This window comes from Pigmentiphaga sp. MLSB6-MA01, from assembly GCF_058793475.1.
In genome coordinates this window covers 1-15,852 of record NZ_JBXAFV010000008.1, presented here as the reverse complement: position 1 = coordinate 15,852, position 15,852 = coordinate 1, and the positions used below count along the sequence as shown (strand labels likewise).

Annotated in this window: 17 protein-coding genes; 14 read left to right on the top strand and 3 right to left on the bottom strand. The window is 68.0% G+C overall.

The window, feature by feature from the left end; genetic code table 11:
- The first annotated feature begins 31 nt into the window (after window positions 1-31).
- A complete protein-coding gene (gene flhF / locus AC1Q6E_RS14290; protein WP_492572981.1) occupies window positions 32-1,657 on the top strand; it encodes a flagellar biosynthesis GTPase FlhF in 1,626 nt (541 codons plus the stop codon).
- A gap of 48 nt (window positions 1,658-1,705) precedes the next feature.
- Window positions 1,706-2,428 (top strand): RNA polymerase sigma factor FliA, encoded by a 723-nt coding sequence (locus AC1Q6E_RS14285; RefSeq protein ID WP_152792604.1) that lies wholly within the window; start codon window positions 1,706-1,708, stop codon window positions 2,426-2,428.
- A gap of 18 nt (window positions 2,429-2,446) precedes the next feature.
- Here the strand turns inward: AC1Q6E_RS14285 and AC1Q6E_RS14280 are convergent, their stop codons facing one another.
- The 3 genes from AC1Q6E_RS14280 to flgA form a co-directional block, all read right to left on the bottom strand.
- Window positions 2,447-2,803, bottom strand: a complete 357-nt coding sequence (locus AC1Q6E_RS14280) for a hypothetical protein (RefSeq protein ID WP_152792605.1) — start codon at window positions 2,801-2,803, stop codon at window positions 2,447-2,449.
- The gene (gene flgM, locus AC1Q6E_RS14275) at window positions 2,800-3,090 is read right to left on the bottom strand and encodes a flagellar biosynthesis anti-sigma factor FlgM (protein ID WP_296557543.1); all 291 of its coding nucleotides are present in this window, start codon (window positions 3,088-3,090) and stop codon (window positions 2,800-2,802) included. Before flgM ends, AC1Q6E_RS14280 begins: the two co-directional genes overlap by 4 nt.
- Window positions 3,091-3,230: 140 nt before the next feature.
- Window positions 3,231-3,935, bottom strand: a complete 705-nt coding sequence (flgA, locus tag AC1Q6E_RS14270; protein WP_296557536.1) for a flagellar basal body P-ring formation chaperone FlgA — start codon at window positions 3,933-3,935, stop codon at window positions 3,231-3,233.
- Window positions 3,936-4,113: 178 nt separating this feature from the next.
- Between flgA and flgB the strand changes: the two genes are divergently transcribed.
- The 12 genes from flgB (at window position 4,114) to AC1Q6E_RS14210 (ending at window position 15,763) form a co-directional block, all read left to right on the top strand.
- Complete coding sequence (flgB, locus tag AC1Q6E_RS14265) at window positions 4,114-4,533, top strand: flagellar basal body rod protein FlgB (protein ID WP_492572980.1); 420 nt, start codon at window positions 4,114-4,116, stop codon at window positions 4,531-4,533.
- Between the two features lie 16 nt (window positions 4,534-4,549).
- Window positions 4,550-4,960, top strand: a complete 411-nt coding sequence (gene flgC / locus AC1Q6E_RS14260) for a flagellar basal body rod protein FlgC (protein ID WP_296557532.1) — start codon at window positions 4,550-4,552, stop codon at window positions 4,958-4,960.
- A gap of 52 nt (window positions 4,961-5,012) precedes the next feature.
- The gene (locus tag AC1Q6E_RS14255) at window positions 5,013-5,672 is read left to right on the top strand and encodes a flagellar hook assembly protein FlgD (protein WP_152792610.1); all 660 of its coding nucleotides are present in this window, start codon (window positions 5,013-5,015) and stop codon (window positions 5,670-5,672) included.
- 60 nt (window positions 5,673-5,732) lie between these two features.
- Complete coding sequence (gene flgE, locus AC1Q6E_RS14250; protein WP_492572979.1) at window positions 5,733-6,992, top strand: flagellar hook protein FlgE; 1,260 nt, start codon at window positions 5,733-5,735, stop codon at window positions 6,990-6,992.
- Window positions 6,992-7,735, top strand: coding sequence for a flagellar basal-body rod protein FlgF (gene flgF / locus AC1Q6E_RS14245; RefSeq protein WP_152792612.1), 744 nt, complete (start codon window positions 6,992-6,994; stop codon window positions 7,733-7,735). Before flgE ends, flgF begins: the two co-directional genes overlap by 1 nt.
- A gap of 71 nt (window positions 7,736-7,806) precedes the next feature.
- On the top strand, window positions 7,807-8,589 hold the full coding sequence (flgG, locus tag AC1Q6E_RS14240; protein ID WP_130361673.1) for a flagellar basal-body rod protein FlgG: 783 nt from the start codon (window positions 7,807-7,809) through the stop codon (window positions 8,587-8,589).
- An 11-nt stretch (window positions 8,590-8,600) separates the two neighbouring features.
- Window positions 8,601-9,305 carry a flagellar basal body L-ring protein FlgH gene (locus AC1Q6E_RS14235; RefSeq protein WP_152792613.1) on the top strand — a complete coding sequence of 235 codons (705 nt, stop codon included), beginning with the start codon at window positions 8,601-8,603 and terminating at the stop codon, window positions 9,303-9,305.
- 11 nt (window positions 9,306-9,316) lie between these two features.
- On the top strand, window positions 9,317-10,438 hold the full coding sequence (locus tag AC1Q6E_RS14230; protein WP_492572976.1) for a flagellar basal body P-ring protein FlgI: 1,122 nt from the start codon (window positions 9,317-9,319) through the stop codon (window positions 10,436-10,438).
- Complete coding sequence (gene flgJ / locus AC1Q6E_RS14225; RefSeq protein ID WP_492572975.1) at window positions 10,438-11,532, top strand: flagellar assembly peptidoglycan hydrolase FlgJ; 1,095 nt, start codon at window positions 10,438-10,440, stop codon at window positions 11,530-11,532. Before AC1Q6E_RS14230 ends, flgJ begins: the two co-directional genes overlap by 1 nt.
- Before the next feature lie 125 nt (window positions 11,533-11,657).
- Window positions 11,658-13,559, top strand: a complete 1,902-nt coding sequence (gene flgK / locus AC1Q6E_RS14220) for a flagellar hook-associated protein FlgK (protein WP_152792616.1) — start codon at window positions 11,658-11,660, stop codon at window positions 13,557-13,559.
- A gap of 20 nt (window positions 13,560-13,579) precedes the next feature.
- Window positions 13,580-14,791 carry a flagellar hook-associated protein FlgL gene (gene flgL, locus AC1Q6E_RS14215; protein WP_296557510.1) on the top strand — a complete coding sequence of 404 codons (1,212 nt, stop codon included), beginning with the start codon at window positions 13,580-13,582 and terminating at the stop codon, window positions 14,789-14,791.
- A 72-nt stretch (window positions 14,792-14,863) separates the two neighbouring features.
- On the top strand, window positions 14,864-15,763 hold the full coding sequence (locus AC1Q6E_RS14210) for an ATP-binding response regulator (RefSeq protein ID WP_152792618.1): 900 nt from the start codon (window positions 14,864-14,866) through the stop codon (window positions 15,761-15,763).
- The last annotated feature ends 89 nt before the right edge of the window (window positions 15,764-15,852 follow it).

Below are 15,852 nucleotides of genomic sequence, written 5' to 3'. Positions count from 1 at the left end.
TTTCCTTTTCTAGCCTCCAGGTGTCCACCCCATGAAGTTCCGCAAATTCATCGCTGCCTCCACGCGGGATTGCTTGCGCATGATGCGCGAGGCGCTGGGAGCCGATGCCATGATCGTGTCGACCCGCCGCACCACGGCGGGTGTCGAGGTGGTCGGCATCCGGGCGCAGGACATGCCCATGGCCGACGAGGTCGCGGGCGAGACCGCCAGTGCTTCCGCGCCGGTGGCCGAGGCGCCCCGGGAAGCGCCGGCGGGCCCGCCAGCCCTGTGGGACGACATGGAAGACGAGTCCGTGCGCCTGTCGCCGGCGGCTCGTGTGCTGGCGTTGCAAGACGAGACGGCCGAGCGTCCGGCCCCGGCCGTTCCGGTGCCGGTGGAAGCGGCGCCGCCGCGCGCCGAATGGCCGCGCCTGCAGGAGGGCCAGATTCCGCATCTCGTGCGCGCGGGCGGCGATTATGCCGATCCGGCGCATGCCATGGCGGTGGCGGCGGCCGAGGACGGTACCGACAAGCCGGTGCTGCGCCTGGGCGCAAGCCGGCCGGTGGCCGACAAGCGGACGCCTCGCGCCAACGGACCGGCCAGGCCGGTCGAGCGCGCGGCCCGTCCAGCGGCGTCCGCGGCGCCTTCCGTTCCCCCCTCGTCTGCCCCGGTGGCGGCCAGGCTGGATGAACAGGACCGGGCCGAGCTGGCGAGCCGGGTGGCCGATCCCATCGTCAGCGAGATGCGTTCCATGCGCGACTGGCTGGCGCATCAGATGGACGCGATGGCCTGGCGCGACAGCACCCAGCGTCATCCGCTGCGCCGCGAACTGTGGCGGCGCATGGTCGATTGCGGCTTCACGCCGGAGCTGGCGCGCAGCGTCGCCTCGCGCCTGCCGGCCACGCGGGGCGTGGACGAGGTGGACCGGTGGCTGGCCGAGGTCCTGGTCCGGAATCTGGCCTGCGTTCCCGCTGAAGCCAGCATCGTGGCGGAGGGCGGGCGCTATGCGATCGTCGGACCGACCGGCGTGGGCAAGACGACCACCACCGCCAAGCTCGCGGCCCATTGCGTGGTCAGGTATGGCACCGCCGCGCTGGGCTTGATCTCGACCGACCAGCATCGCATCGGCGCGGTGGACCAGCTCCACACGTTCGGCCGCATGCTCGGGGTGGAGGTCTACGCCGCGAAGGGCGCGAGTGATCTCGATGTCCTGCTGGCCAGCATGGCGGACCGGAAGCTGGTCCTGATCGACACGGCGGGCGTGAGCCAGCGCGATACGCACATGGCGCGGCACCTGCAATCGATCTCTGGCGAAGGCGTCAAGCGGCTGCTGGTGATGCCCGGGGGTTCGCATGCCGAGCAGGCGGAAGATATCGTGAGCGGCTATTCGGCCGGCGGGCTGGCGGGCATGGTGGTGTCCAAGCTGGACGAAGCCGTGCGCCTGGGCGGTGTGCTGGACGCGGCCATCCGCCACCGCGTGCCGCTGCACTATATGACCAACGGACAGCGCGTGCCCGAGGATATCCATGTCGCCAACGCGCGGCTGCTGGTGCATCGGGCGCTGCGCGTACGCAATGCGCCGGTGTTCGCGCTGCAGGCCGAGGAGCTCGACTGGGCGTGCGAGGCCTCGATGGCGCCGTACGCGGAATCCGCCGCGCCGCAGCCGGCGCAGGCCTGAGCATGGATCCGGTGCGTCTCCATCCCGATTTTTCCCCGCGAGAGATGAATGTATACGCGTGAAGGAACCCTGGCGCGCGAGACGAATGTCGAGCAGTACGTGCCGATGGTGCGCCGCATGGCCCACCACATGGTGGCGCGGCTGCCCGCCAGCGTGCAGATCGAGGACCTGATGCAGGCCGGCATGCTGGGCCTGCTGGATGCGCTCGGCCGCTTCGAGGAGGGGCTGGGCGCGCAGTTCGAGACCTATGCGACCCAGCGCATACGTGGCGCGATGCTGGACGAGCTGCGCCGGGGAGACTGGCTGCCGCGCAGTGTGCGGCAGGTCCAGCGCAAGATCGAGGCGGCGATGCATCGCGGCGAGCACAAGCTGGGTCGATCGCCGACCGATACTGAAATGGCGGTCGAGCTGGGTGTGGAGCTGATCGAATATCAGCAGATGCTGGCCGACGCCCGGGGCGTGCAACTGTTCTACTACGAGGACATGGACAGCGGCGAGGATGCCGACGACTACCTGGATCGGCACATGCCGGCGGACGGGGCGGCCGATCCGCAGGCGAAGTTGTCGGACCGCCGTTTCCGCGAGGCCGTGGTCAACGGCATCGAGCGCCTGCCCGAGCGCGAGAAACTGGTGATGGGCATGTACTACGAGCAGGACATGAACTTCAAGGAGATCGCCGCGGTGCTGGGGGTGACCGAGTCCCGGATCTGCCAGTTGCATTCGCAGGCGGTGTCCCGGCTGCGCACGCGTCTCAAGGAGTGGGGTCGCTAGCCGCCGGCCTGGGCGGGATCAGCGGGACAACTGGCCGGTGGGGGAATACGACAGATCGGCGCCGCTGATGCGCGCCAGGGCCGCGTAGCGGGCCGAGGCCGAGACGGTGTTGAGCGTGGACAGTTCCGCGCCGATCTTGAGTGGCTGCGCCGCGGCGGCCAGGCGTTCGCGCCAGATCTGCCGGACTTCCGGCTGGGCCGATTGCAGGCCGGGCAGGGCGTGGGGAATGGCGCGCTGCACGTCCAGCACGCGCAGGCTCAGGTCCTGGGTGGCGGCATCGATGCGCTGGGTGTCCGAGCCGGCAACGGCTTCCGCCAGCGCCTTGCCGGCGGCGGAGCAGCGTTCGATGATCAGGGAAAATTCCTCGGGCGTCATGGCTGGCGCGACAGGCCGCTTTCGATTTCCAGCAGGCGATCGGCGACGACCTCGGCGTTCACGGTGAATTCGCCGTTGCGGATGGCCTGCTTGATGCGTTCGACGTTTTCGGCATTGAACGGGGCCTCTCCCGCCGGCAACTGGCTGGTGGCCAGCGCCGACAACTGGACCCGGTCGAGCTCCGACCCCCCGGCGGGCGCCGGAGCCGGCGCGGCGGGGCGGGCTTCCGAGCCGTTGGCGGGCCGGGAAACCTTGATCGAATCGGGACCCTTTTGGGTGATCTTCACGTTGACTCCATCTTGCTGCCGCTGTGGAGTGGTCGCGCCATCCCCGGCAGATGAGGCAATTATCGGCGCCTGCGTGCCGAACTTTAGCATCGGCGCTGCGGACGCGGGAGCATTGCGCTACAGGATGTAAACGCCGCCTGCTAGAGATTGACCTCGATTTCCCTGTCCTCGCGCAGGACGCCGGCAACCGTGCGGCCGGAGTCGAGCTGGACGCGCGCCGACTGGCCGGGACTGGCCGGGTGCAGCATCCTGCCGGTGGCCTTGATGACGAAGCCCGGGCCGTTCAGGACCACCTGTACGGGGTCGCCCGGTCCGAGGTGGGCGCGCGACTGGACCGCGGAGGGTGGGATGGGTTCACCCGCCCTGAGCGGGCGCGTGACCGTCGAGCCTTCGAGCTGGCGTGGATCGGTGGCGACGCCGCGGGGCCAGGCGGCCATATTCACCTCGGCCAGCGACCAGTCGCTTTCGCGCAGCACGGTTCCAGCGGGCAGGGGGCGGCTGGGAACGGGCACCGGCACGAGCAGCGCGACTTCGGCGGGGATGCGGATCTGCCAGGGCTGGTGCGCGCAGCGCAGGCCGATCGATGTCTTGCCGGTCGGCCGTCCGCCGGCGGGCAGGAATACCTGCGGCGCGCAGGGGGCCTGGGCGATGCGTTCGGCGGCCTGGTCCTGGATGTGGATGTCGAGGCGGCCGCCCAGCGTGGATGCCGCCGGGGCGGCGCGTGCCTCCAGCAACTGCCGGCCGCGTTCGAGCAGCTCGGCGGCGGGCGCGGCGGCCCGGGCGGGAGACTGGGCCAGGGCAGCCAGCAGGAGCGTCGCGGCGGTCGCGCAGCCGGACCGTTTCATGGAGCGGAGTCTCCGGGGTTCTCGAGGGACGCCACACTCTATCGCGCCCCAGGCGGGAGGAAGGTGAAAACAAGGATGAAAAAGAGGTCCTACTCCGCCTTTGTTCATGGCAGGGAATCCGAATAATGGCGAGACCTGCGAAAAGGCTTGGCGCCCGCACGCAAGTACAGGAGGTCATGTGATCAGCCGTATCGGCGACGAACTGATGTTCAACGCGCAAGCCCTGGAGCTGCGAGCCCGCCGCCAGGAGGTCCTGGCGGCGAACCTGGCCAATGCAGAGACGCCCAATTACAAGTCGCGGGACTTCGATTTCGGCACCGCGCTGCGGGCCGCCACGGGTGCGCCGGGGCCGGATGCCGCGTCCGCGCCGCTGCGGATGGCGGCCACGGACAACCGCCATTTGCGGGGCGACGCGGGCGATGGCTTGCCGGTGGCGTTGAAGTACCGCACGCCCGCGCAGGCTTCCATCGACGGCAATACCGTCGATCCCGACCTGGAACGCACCCGGTTCGCCGACAACGCGCTGCGCTACGACGCCGCGCTGCGCATGCTGAACGGGCAGATCCAGACGCTCCAGCGCGCCATCCAGAGCAACTGAACGAGGCTGCATCACCATGTCCATGAACAAGGCATTCGAGATCGCCGGCTCGGCGCTGACCGCCAACAGCCAGCGCCTGAACGCGGTGGCCAGCAACCTCGCCAACGCCGAGAGTGTCAGCGGGCCGGACGGCCAGGTCTACCAGGGCCGCAAGGTGGTGTTCGAGTCCTATCTCGTCCCCGGCGCCACGGGGGGCGGCAACGGCGTGCGCGTGCGCGAAGTGCTGACCGACCCCTCGCCGCCCAAGCGCATCTACGATCCGAAGCATCCCATGGCCGACGCCGAGGGCTACCTCAGCATGCCCAACGTCGAGGTGGTCGATGAAATGGTCGACATGATCGCCGCCTCGCGCGCCTACCAGACCAATGTCGAGGTCATGAACACCGCCAAGACCTTGATGCAGAAAACCCTGACCCTGGGTACCTAGCCCCAGACGCCGGGCCGCCCTGGAAACGGGCGCCCTCTCGCAAGGAACCCGCATGGCCGTTTCCAACGTCAACAGCAATACCGGTACCAATGCCACGGGCAACTCCCTGGCCGCATCATCCGCGGAAGAGTTGTCCAACCGCTTCCTGACCATGCTGACCGCGCAGATGCGCAACCAGGATCCGCTGAACCCGCTCGACAACGCCGAGCTGACCTCGCAGCTCGCCCAGATCAGCACGGTCACGGGCATCAGCCAGCTCAACACCACCATGCAGTGGCTGGGCTACAGCATGGGCAGCCTGCAGGCCACCCAGGCGGCGTCGCTGATCGGCCGCAAGGTCATGCTGTCGGGCGACGGGCTGACCCTGGCCGACGGCAAGGCCGAGGGCGGCTACGTGCTCAGCATTCCGGTCGAAAGCGCCGAACTGGTGGTCAAGGACGCGGACGGCGTCGAGGTGGCGCGCAAGAAGCTGACCGATGTCGAGGCCGGCGTGCATACCTTCACCTGGGACGGCAAGAATGCGAAGGGCGATACGCTGCCCGACGGCGACTACAAGTTCGAAGTGCAGGTCGGCGAGGGCACCAAGGTGGGCGCGGCGCCGCCGCTGAGCGTGACCCAGATCACCTCGGTGCGGCCGTCCTCGGGCTCGACCACGGTTGTCGACGCCAAGGGCAACCTCGTCAACCTGTCCGACGTCTACCAGGTCTGGTAGCGCCCTGCATTCCGCCTCGATTTCCCGGATACCGAACCAGATAGTGCAAGGAACCCTGTGATGAGCTTCCAACAGGCATTGAGCGGCCTGAACGCCGCCGGCAAGAACCTCGACGTGATCGGCAACAACGTCGCCAACGCCAATACCGTGGGCTTCAAGGCCGCGCGTGCCGAATTCGCCGACGTCTACGCATCGACGGTGCTCGGCACCTATTCCAACAACATCGGCATCGGAACCAAGCTCAATTCCGTCACGCAACTGTTCACCCAGGGGGCGATCTCGGTCACCTCCAATCCATTCGACGTCGCGATCTCGGGAGAAGGTTTCTTCCGCATGGACAACGCGGGGTCCATCGTCTACTCGCGCAATGGCCAGTTCCACCTGGATGCCAACGGCTATGTGGTCAACGCCAACGGCCTGCGCCTGACGGGCTATGTCGCCGATGCGAACGGCAACATCAACACCGCCCAGCCGCAGCCGCTGAAACTGACCGTCAGCTCCATCGAGGCGCGAGGCACCTCAGAGGTCACGCAGGGCGCGGTGCTCGATTCCCGCGCCGAGGCGATCGACCGCACCGCCAAGCCGTTCAGCCCCGACGACTCCAGTACCTATACCCACGCCACGTCCATCGCGGTCTATGACTCGCTGGGCAACACGCACACCCTGTCCACGTTCTATGCGAAGCGCGGGCCGGGCCAGTGGGAGGTCTATACCGCGCTGAACGGCAAGGTGACCAATACCGATGCCGACGGCGACGGCTCCCTGGACGGCGCTCCGCTGGTGTTCGATGCGTCGGGCAAGATCGACCTGGCCGCCTCGCACAATGGCGTGTTCCAGGTCGACGTGGATGCCGCGACGCTGGGAACCGGCGCGACCGCGCTGAGCATCAGCTACAACATGGCGTCCACCTCGCAGACCGGCCAGGCGTTCAGCAACGAACTGCAGCGCCAGGACGGCTACACCTCCGGCCGCCTGACCAGCTTCACCATCGACGAGAACGGCATCCTGAAGGCGAACTACTCCAACCAGCAATCGCGGGCACAGGGGCAGATCACGCTGGTGTCCTTCGTCAACCCGCAGGGCCTGGTCTCGGCCGGCAGCAACAACTTCCTGGAAACCATCCTGTCCGGCGGCCCGCGCATCGGCGTGCCCGGCTCGAGCAACTTCGGCACCGTGACCTCCGGCGCGCTGGAAGATGCCAACGTCGACCTGACCGGCGAGCTGGTGAACATGATCACCGCCCAGCGGGTCTACCAGGCCAACGCGCAAACGATCAAGACGCAGGACTCGCTGATGCAGACCCTGGTCAACATGCGCTGATGGACAGAGCCCTTTACATTGCCGCGACCGGCGCCCGTGAATTGATGCGGCGCCAGGACGTGCAGACCAACAACCTGTCGAACGCGCTGACGCCGGGATTCCGCGCCGAGATCGCGGCCCAGCGGACGGCACCGGTCGTGGGCGGCCCGGGTTTGCGGACGCGGGCCTATGCGGTCGAGTCGACGCCGGGGGCCGACATGTCGGCCGGCGCGATGATGGCGACCGGCCGCGAGCTGGATGTCGCGATCCAGGGCGATGGCTGGTTCGCCGTGCGCACGGCCGATGGCGGCGAGGCCTATACCCGCGCCGGCGGTTTCCAGACCACGGCCGACGGCATGCTGGTCGACCCCTCGGGGCGCCCGGTGCTGGATCCCAATGGCGAACCTGTCCTGATCCCGCCCGACACCAAGGTGCAGGTCAATACCGACGGGTCGATCTCCTCGATTCCCGAGGTCGACCGGGTGCAGGCGGCGCAGATCGCGAACCTCAAGCTGGTGAATCCTCCGGGGAATACGCTGGCGCGCGGCGCGGACGGCCTTTTCCGCCTGCGCCAGGGCGGGATCGCGCCGGCGGCCGAGGGCGTGCGCGTGGCGGGCGGCATGCTCGAAGGCAGCAACGTCAACGCGGTGGAGACCATGGTCGGCATGATCGCCGCGGCGCGTCACTACGACGTGCAGATACAGCTCATGCAGAACACCGACCAGAACCAGCGGTCGGCCACGCAGATATTGAGCATGAGTTGACCCCCGGGCTTGGCCCGGCGGTAATGGAATTTTGCGTAGTGCGGCGCATGCCGCGATAAGGATCAAGCATCATGATGCGTTCTCTCTGGATCGCGAAGACCGGCCTGGATGCGCAGCAGACCCAGCTGGACGTCATCTCGAACAACCTCGCCAACGTCAGCACCAACGGCTACAAGCGTTCGCGCGCGGTGTTCGAGGATCTGCTCTACCAGACCATGCGTCCGGCGGGTACGCAGACCACGCAGCAGAACCAGGTGCCCGCGGGGCTCACGCTGGGAACCGGTTCGCGGCCCGTGGCCACGGTACGCAACTATTCGCAGGGCGCCCTGCAGCAGACCAGCAGCAGTTTCGACCTGTCGGTCAACGGCGCCGGCTTCTTCCAGGTGCAATTGCCCGACGGCACGCTGGCCTACACGCGCGACGGCAGCTTCCAGATCGACAGCCAGGGGCAGCTCGTGACCAACAACGGCCTGGTCATCGATCCGGGCATCGTGGTGCCGGAAGGTGTCAAGGAAGTCGCCATCGGGCAGGACGGCGTGGTGACGGCGACGGTGGCGGGCCAGACCCAGCCGGTCCAGTTGGGCCAGCTTCAACTGGCCACCTTCATCAACCCGCCGGGCCTGCAGCCGCTGGGCCAGAATCTGTTCGGCGAGACCGCGGCCTCGGGCGTGCCGGTGGTCAACGTGCCCGGGCTGAACGGCGCCGGGCTGATCAACCAGGGCTACGTCGAGGCCTCCAACGTCAACGTGGTCGAGGAACTGGTCGGCATGATCCAGACCCAGCGCGCGTACGAGATCAATTCGCGCGCCATCACCACCGCCGACCAGATGCTCCAGCGCATCTCGCAGCTCTGAGGAAGGCCGGGATGACGCAAGCGTTCCGGCCGCGTGTCCGTGGCGCCAGGGCCTGCGCCGGGATGGCGATCCTGGCGGGGTTGGCCGCATGCGCCACGCCCAAGGTCGACATCGACGGGCCGACCACGGCCCGGCCGCTGGATCCGGTGGCCTACAACGCGAATCGCCGGCCCACCGGCGGCATATTCGGGGCGGCGCCCGGCTATCGTCCGCTATTCGAGGACGTGCGGGCACGCAACATCGGCGACACGCTGGTCGTGCGCCTGGAAGAACACATCAACTCGTCCCAGCGCAACAACACCTCGGCGCAGCGGACGGCATCGGCCTCGGCGGGGATCCCGTCCATCAACAAGCTGCCCGGTTCCGGCCTCCTGCGCGGCCTGGGCGTGCAGGGCGAGAGCGAGAACCGCTTCAACGCCCGCGGCGAGACCGGCGCGTCCAACATCCTGTCGGGCACGATCACGGTGACCGTGGTCGAGGTGCTGTCCAATGGCAACATGCGGGTCTCGGGTGAAAAGCAGATCGGCACCAATCGCGAGACCGAGCGCGTCCGCTTCTCCGGCGTGGTGAATCCGACTCACATCGTGGGCGGCAACTCGGTCAGCTCGACCCAGGTCGCCGATGCCCGCATCGAATACCGGGGACAGGGGGCGATCGACGAGGCCCAGACGGTGGGCTGGCTGTCGCGCTTCTTCTACTCGTTCCTGCCGTTCTGAGCGTGCGCATCATGAACCGTCATCCGTTCTCCGCCGCCTGCCGGTGCCTGGTCCTGGCGCTGCTGGGCGCGCTGTTCGTCCCCGCCACCCAGGCCGCCCGGGTCAAGGATCTGGCCAATGTCCAGGGCGTGCGCCACAACCAGTTGGTGGGCTACGGCCTGGTCGTGGGCCTGGACGGCACGGGCGACCAGACCACGCAGACGCCGTTCACGACCCAGTCGCTGATGTCCATGCTGTCCAACCTGGGCATCAACGTGCCTCCCGGCACGCGGCTTCAGCTCAAGAACGTCGCGGCGGTGATGGTGACCACCATGCTGCCGCCGTTTTCCCAGCCCGGCCAGCAGGTCGACGTGACGGTCAGCTCCATGGGCAACGCCAAGTCCCTGCGGGGCGGCACGCTGCTGCTGACGCCGCTCAAGGGGCTGGACGGGCAGGTCTATGCCATGGCGCAGGGCAGCGTATCGGTCGGCGGGGCCGGCGCGTCGGCGGCGGGCAGCCGGGCGCAGATCAACCATTTGAGCGCGGGCCGTATTCCGGCCGGCGCCACGGTCGAGCGTGACGTGCCGACACCGTTCTCGGATGATGGCGCCCTGAGGCTGGAACTGACCACGGCCGATTTTTCTACGGCGCGCTCGATGGTGGAAACCATCAACCGCCGCATCGGCCCCGGCACGGCGACCGCGCTCGACGGCCGGGTCATCGAATTGCGCGCGCCGTCGTCTCCCGATGCCCGGGTCGCCTTCATGGCCCAGATCGAGGACCTGGAGGTGGCCGGCAGCCGCGCGCCGGCGCGGGTCGTCATCAACGCGCGCACCGGCTCGGTCGTCATGAACCAGAGCGTGCGCCTGGCGCCGGTGGCCGTCGCCCATGGCAACCTCAGCGTCACGGTCAGCACGGCGCCCGTGATCAGCCAGCCGGCGCCTTTCTCGGGCGGACAGACCGTGGTGGCCGAGCGCGCCGACATCGAGATCAAGCAGAGCGGCGGCGCCATCGTCCACCTGGACGGTGGCGCGCAACTGGCGGAAGTGGTCAAGGCGCTCAACCTGCTGGGCGCCACGCCCCAGGACCTCATTTCCATCCTGCAGGCGCTCAAGACCGCGGGTGCCCTGACCGCCGAACTGGAGATCATCTGATGAGCAAGATGGACAGTGCGATGCAGCGGGGCGGCATGGCGATCGACGCCCGGTCGCTGGAAAACCTGAAGCTGCAGGCCCGCCGCGACCAGGCCGGGACCGTCAGGCAGGCCGCCCGCCAGTTCGAGGCGCAGTTCGCCCAGATGCTGCTGTCGCAGATGCGGCAGTCGTCGATGGCGGGCGACGGTCCGCTGGCCCAGGCCTTGAACAGTCCCGCCTCGCAGACCTGGCGGGGCATGCTGGACCAGCAGATGGCGCAGAAGCTGGCGGGCGTGGCGGAGGCGGGCGGCCACGGCCCGGCGCATAGCGGCCTGGGGCTGGCCGACATGCTGGAGAAGCAATTGACCCGCAGCACCGTGTCGCCGGAGTCCTTGCGCCGGGCCGGGCTCCCCTTGTCGATGTCCACGCTGGAACTGGCCCGCGGCCGGGCCGTGGGGACGCCCGCCACCGCGACCAGCGGCATGATAGGCGGCCTGGACGCCGCGGCGCTGGCAGGGGAGGCGGGTGCCACGCGCCGCATCCAGAATGGCAGGTTCGGTGGCCAGGCCGCGTATGCGCCGCCCGCGGCGGCCAATGCCAATATCAAGGCCAGGCCGGCGGCCGAAGTGCGCGCCACACCTTCGTCCGCGGAGGAGACAAGGGCCGAATTCCTGGGCAAGTTCCTGCCCGCCGCCAAACGGGCGGAGGCCGCGACGGGTATTCCCGCCGCCTATATCCTGGGCCAGGCCGCCCTGGAGTCCGGCTGGGGGCGGCGCGAGATCCGCGGCGCCCAGGGTGAGCCCAGCCACAATCTGTTCGGGATCAAGGCGACGGGCTGGGACGGCCGCACCGTGCGCACCCGCACGACCGAATACCGCAACGGGGCGCCGGAGCGCGTGACCGCCGAGTTCCGCGCCTACGACTCCTACGAACAGGCTTTCGAGGACTATGCGCGCCTGCTGGCGTCGAATCCCCGCTATGCCAAGGTGCTGCAATCGGCCGGCAACGCGGAGCAGTTCGCGCAGGGATTGCAGCGGGCCGGCTACGCGACCGACCCCAGGTATGCCGAGAAGCTGGGCAGCACCATCCGGCGCGCCATGCAGATCGTCGTCTAGCGGCGGTTCGTTCCAGTCCGGGCCGGGCGCCGCGGACAGGCTCAAGCTTGGGCGCCGGCGTCCGTTAAGTGATACATCAGCCGTGCGTGGCGCAGCCGCGCACGCCAGGCAGGCCGCATGAGACCATGACCACGAATATCGCCAACATCGCATTGACCGGATTGCGCGCCGCCCAGGCCGGGCTGGCCGTCACCGCCAACAACATCTCCAACCAGGGGACGCCCGGGTATTCGCGCCAGCAGGTGGTGCTGCAGTCGGCCATGTCGAACTTCAGCGGCAGCGGCTATTTCGGGCTGGGCGTGGACGTCGTCACGGTCCAGCGGGCCTATAGCGATTTCCTGGCCGGCCAGGCCAGCCAGTCGGCGTCGACGCTGAGCTATCTCGCCACCTATTCGGACCGGATGGGGGGCCTGATCAACCGCCTCGGGTCGGTGGATACCGGGATCAACCAGAGCCTGAACGCCCTGTACACCGCCATCGGCAGCTTCAGCCAGAACCCTTCCGAGACCGCGTCGCGGCAGGCCGCGCTTGCGGCGGCGCAATCGACGGCGGCGCGTTTCCGCGCCATCAGCGAAGACCTGTCCACCCTGAGCCAAGGCATCGACAACCAGGCAAGCGCCACGGTCGGGCAGATCAACCAGCTGGTGCAGAGCATCGCTTCCTACAATGCCAAGATCGGCGAGGCCTATGCCACCGGCCATGGCCAGGCGCCCAACAACCTTCTGGACCAGCGCGACGTGCTGGTGCGCGAGCTGGGCAAGCTCACGGGCATCACCACGAGTACCCAGGGTACGAGCGTCAACATCTATCTGACCAATGGCCAGCCGCTGGTCATGGAGCAGGTGGCCGCGCAACTGCGGATCGACACCCGGGATCCGAACTCGCCCACGGGCAGCAGCCTGTCGCTGACCGTCGGCAGCCATACCATGCAGCTCAACCAGCGCGACGTCGACGGCGGCCAGCTGGGGGCGTTGCTCCAGTTCCGCGACAACGAGCTGGCCCATGCCCAGTCCGAACTGGGGCGCCTGGCGATCGCCATGGCGGCGGCCTACAACCAGCAGCAGCAATTCGGCCTGGACAGCGCCGGCCAGCCGGGACAGGCCCTGTTCCGCATCGGCAATCCCGTGGCCGTGGGCGAACGGGGCAATACCGGCGATGCGCGGCTGGCGGTGGGGATCGCCGATACGCGGTCGCTGACCGGCAGCGACTACCAACTGACACGGGTAGGCAGCGAATATGTGCTGACCCGCCTGGACGATGGCACCGAACTGGGGCCGTTCTCGTCGCTGCCGCAGCATGTCGACGGCCTGGCCATCGCCCTGGCCGACGGCGACCTGGCCGACGGCGATACGTTCACGATCAAGGTCGCCAGCCAGGCCGCGGCCGGCGTCGAGGTGATGCTGGGGGACCCCGGCAAGCTGGCCGCCGCCGCGCCCATGGGCCTGGAGACCGCGGGTACCAACACCGGCACCGCCCAGGCGTCGCGGTTGCGCTCGGCCGCGTCGGCCAGTCCGGACTACGCCACGTCGGTCACCGTCCGGTTCACTTCCGCCACCGGCTACGAGCTTCTGGGCGATGATGGCGCGGTCCTGTCGACGGGCACCTTGCAGCCGCCGCAGCAGACGGTTGCGTACAACGGCTGGGCCTTCGACCTGGCCGGCATCCCGGCGGCGGGGGACGCCATCACGGTCAAGGCCGACCCCGGCGCCCCCGCGGGCGACAACCGCAACGCGCTGGCCATGGCCGCGCTGGGCACCACCAGGATCGCGGGGGGCAGTACGCTGACCGATGCCTACGCCGGGCTCATTTCCCAGGTTGGGACGCGCGCGGCCTCGCTGAACATCAGCAAGGCCGCGCAACAGACCGCCTACGACCAGGCGGTAGCCAGCGAACAGTCGCTGTCGGGCGTGAATCTCGACGAAGAGGGAGCCAGCCTGTTGCGCTACCAGCAGGCCTACGCGGCCGCCGGCAAGGTGCTGGGCATGTCATCCGAGCTGTTCGACCAGTTGCTTGCCGCCATCCATTGACACGAGGCCCACGGAACGCCATGAGAGTCAGCACCAACCAGTTCTACGACAGCAGCATCCGGGCCATCAACAGCCAGCAGAGCGCGCTGCTGCAGGTCTCGCAGCAATTGTCCGCCCAGCGCAAGCTCCTCAGCCCGTCCGACGACCCGGTCGCGGCCGGCCGCGAGGTGGCGCTGGACGCCACGCTCAAGGCCAATGAGCAGATGCTGAAGAACCAGTCGGATGCCAAGGGGGTGCTGGAAGGCACCGAGAACTATCTCGTGGAAGCCGGCAATGTCCTGCAACAGGCGCTGACCCGCATCGTGCAGGCGGGCGGAGGCGGGTTGAACGAGGAAAACCGGCAATCCATCCTGGCCGACCTCAAGGGGCTGCGCGACCAGTTGATGAGCGTCGCCAATACCCAGGACGAGAACGGCAACTACATCTTCGCCGGCTACAAGCGCGACAGCCAGCCCTTCGTGCGCAACGCCTCGGGCGTGGTCTACCAGGGCGATGCAGGCGTGCGCCAGAGCCAGATCGGCCCCAATCGGGTGATCGATGTCAGCTTCAGCGGCAACTACCTGTTTGGCGACATCCCCACCGGCCGGAACGGGCTGGAAGCCAGCGCCGGCGTCGCCAATACCGGCAGCGCCACGCTGACCTCCAGCACGGTCACCGACCGCCAGGCCTGGTCGGCCGCGGCGGCGTATGGTCCATACGCCATCGAGTTCGGCGCCGGTGGCGCCTATACCGTCACGGACAAGGACGGGGCCGAGGTCGGCACGGGCACGCTGGGGGAAGGCCAGGCGATCGAGATCGCCGGCATACAGATTGGTTTCAGCGGGCACCCGGCCGAAGGCGATACGTTGAGCTTCGGCGCGTCGCGCTCGCAAAGCGTGTTCGATACGCTGGACCAGGCCATCGCGGCGCTCGGCCAGCCTGCTTCCGAGACCGAGTCGGTCTCCCGCGCCAACGCCCTGTACGAGGCCAACCTGAACGTGAACGCGGCCCTGAACCGGCTGCTCGAAGCGCGTTCGTCCATCGGCAGCCGCCTGACCGAGGTCGAGGCGGCCACCAGCGCGGGCGAAGTCCGCAGCGACCAGATCACCGGAGAGATCTCCCGGGTGGTGGGGTCCGATCTCGAGACCATGACCGAATTGACCGGGGAATTGGCCAAACGCACGTACACTGTGCAAGCTGCGCAGCAGACTTATACGCAGATCGCCCGGATGTCGATATTCAACTATCTGTAAACAGGAAGGATCCGGCAGCGGACGGACGCAATGGAGCTGCCGGCGCGTTCACCTGGCCTTACCGGATGCTTCATGTCGCAGGAACCGTTCAATATCCTCGTCGTCGACGACGAGCCGCTCAACCTGGAAATCATTTCCGAGCATCTGTCCGACCCGCGCTACCGGCTCCGGTGCGTGCAGGACGGTATCCAGGCGTGGGACGTACTGCAAGAGGCGGGCGCCGACCATGACCTGATCGTGCTCGACCGGATGATGCCCGGGCTGGACGGCATCGAATTACTGACCCGTATCCGCGCGGACCGCCGCCTGGCCGACATCCCGGTCATCATGCAGACCGCTGCGTCGCGCCCGGCGGATGTGCTCGAGGGCATACACCGGGGTGCCTACTACTACCTGACCAAGCCGTACGAGCACGACATGCTGATCGCGGTCGTCAGCGCGGCCATCGAGTTCCGCGCGCGGCAGAAGGGCCTGCGCCGGCGTCTGTCGGACGTACATGACGTCTTCGCCCACATGAGGCAGGCCAGCTTCGGCTTCGTGTCCCTGGTCGAAGCCCGGCAGCTCGCGTTCTTCCTGGCCAAGCTGTGCCCCGCGCCGGAAGTGGCGGTGATCGGCCTGGCCGAGTTGATGGTCAACGCCGTCGAGCATGGCAACCTGGAAATCGGTTTCGTCGACAAGGGCCGCCTGAGCATGGAAGGCCGGTGGGCAGCGGAAATCCAGCGCAGGCTGTCCTTGCTTCCCTACAGTGACCGCATCGCCAGTGTCAGCTTCGAACGCGAACCCGACCGCATCCGTTTCCGCATCAAGGACCAGGGCCCCGGCTTCGACTGGCGGACCTACCTGGAAATCTCCCCCGACCGTGCCTTCGACATGCACGGCCGCGGCATCGCCATGGCCCGCGCCCTGACCTTCAAGGACCTGACCTACACCGACAACGGCCGCGAGGTCGTCGGGACCATAGAAACCCCCTAGGCTGCATCGACATTCATGAATGTCTGGGATCGGGTTTTTAAACCGTCCTTGACCGGTGGGGTGGGGTGGGGCGGCCCGCCCCACCCCAC

Excerpts from the sequence above, each read along its gene's own strand:
- flhF (WP_492572981.1), top strand. The coding sequence starts at position 32 with ATGAAGTTCCGCAAATTCATCGCTGCCTCCACGCGGGATTGCTTGCGC.
- AC1Q6E_RS14285 (WP_152792604.1), top strand. The coding sequence starts at position 1,706 with ATGTATACGCGTGAAGGAACCCTGGCGCGCGAGACGAATGTCGAGCAG.
- AC1Q6E_RS14280 (WP_152792605.1), bottom strand. The coding sequence starts at position 2,803 with ATGACGCCCGAGGAATTTTCCCTGATCATCGAACGCTGCTCCGCCGCC.
- flgA (WP_296557536.1), bottom strand. The coding sequence starts at position 3,935 with ATGAAACGGTCCGGCTGCGCGACCGCCGCGACGCTCCTGCTGGCTGCC.
- flgC (WP_296557532.1), top strand. The coding sequence starts at position 4,550 with ATGTCCATGAACAAGGCATTCGAGATCGCCGGCTCGGCGCTGACCGCC.
- AC1Q6E_RS14255 (WP_152792610.1), top strand. The coding sequence starts at position 5,013 with ATGGCCGTTTCCAACGTCAACAGCAATACCGGTACCAATGCCACGGGC.
- flgE (WP_492572979.1), top strand. The coding sequence starts at position 5,733 with ATGAGCTTCCAACAGGCATTGAGCGGCCTGAACGCCGCCGGCAAGAAC.
- flgF (WP_152792612.1), top strand. The coding sequence starts at position 6,992 with ATGGACAGAGCCCTTTACATTGCCGCGACCGGCGCCCGTGAATTGATG.
- flgG (WP_130361673.1), top strand. The coding sequence starts at position 7,807 with ATGATGCGTTCTCTCTGGATCGCGAAGACCGGCCTGGATGCGCAGCAG.
- AC1Q6E_RS14235 (WP_152792613.1), top strand. The coding sequence starts at position 8,601 with ATGACGCAAGCGTTCCGGCCGCGTGTCCGTGGCGCCAGGGCCTGCGCC.
- AC1Q6E_RS14230 (WP_492572976.1), top strand. The coding sequence starts at position 9,317 with ATGAACCGTCATCCGTTCTCCGCCGCCTGCCGGTGCCTGGTCCTGGCG.
- flgJ (WP_492572975.1), top strand. The coding sequence starts at position 10,438 with ATGAGCAAGATGGACAGTGCGATGCAGCGGGGCGGCATGGCGATCGAC.
- flgK (WP_152792616.1), top strand. The coding sequence starts at position 11,658 with ATGACCACGAATATCGCCAACATCGCATTGACCGGATTGCGCGCCGCC.
- flgL (WP_296557510.1), top strand. The coding sequence starts at position 13,580 with ATGAGAGTCAGCACCAACCAGTTCTACGACAGCAGCATCCGGGCCATC.
- AC1Q6E_RS14210 (WP_152792618.1), top strand. The coding sequence starts at position 14,864 with ATGTCGCAGGAACCGTTCAATATCCTCGTCGTCGACGACGAGCCGCTC.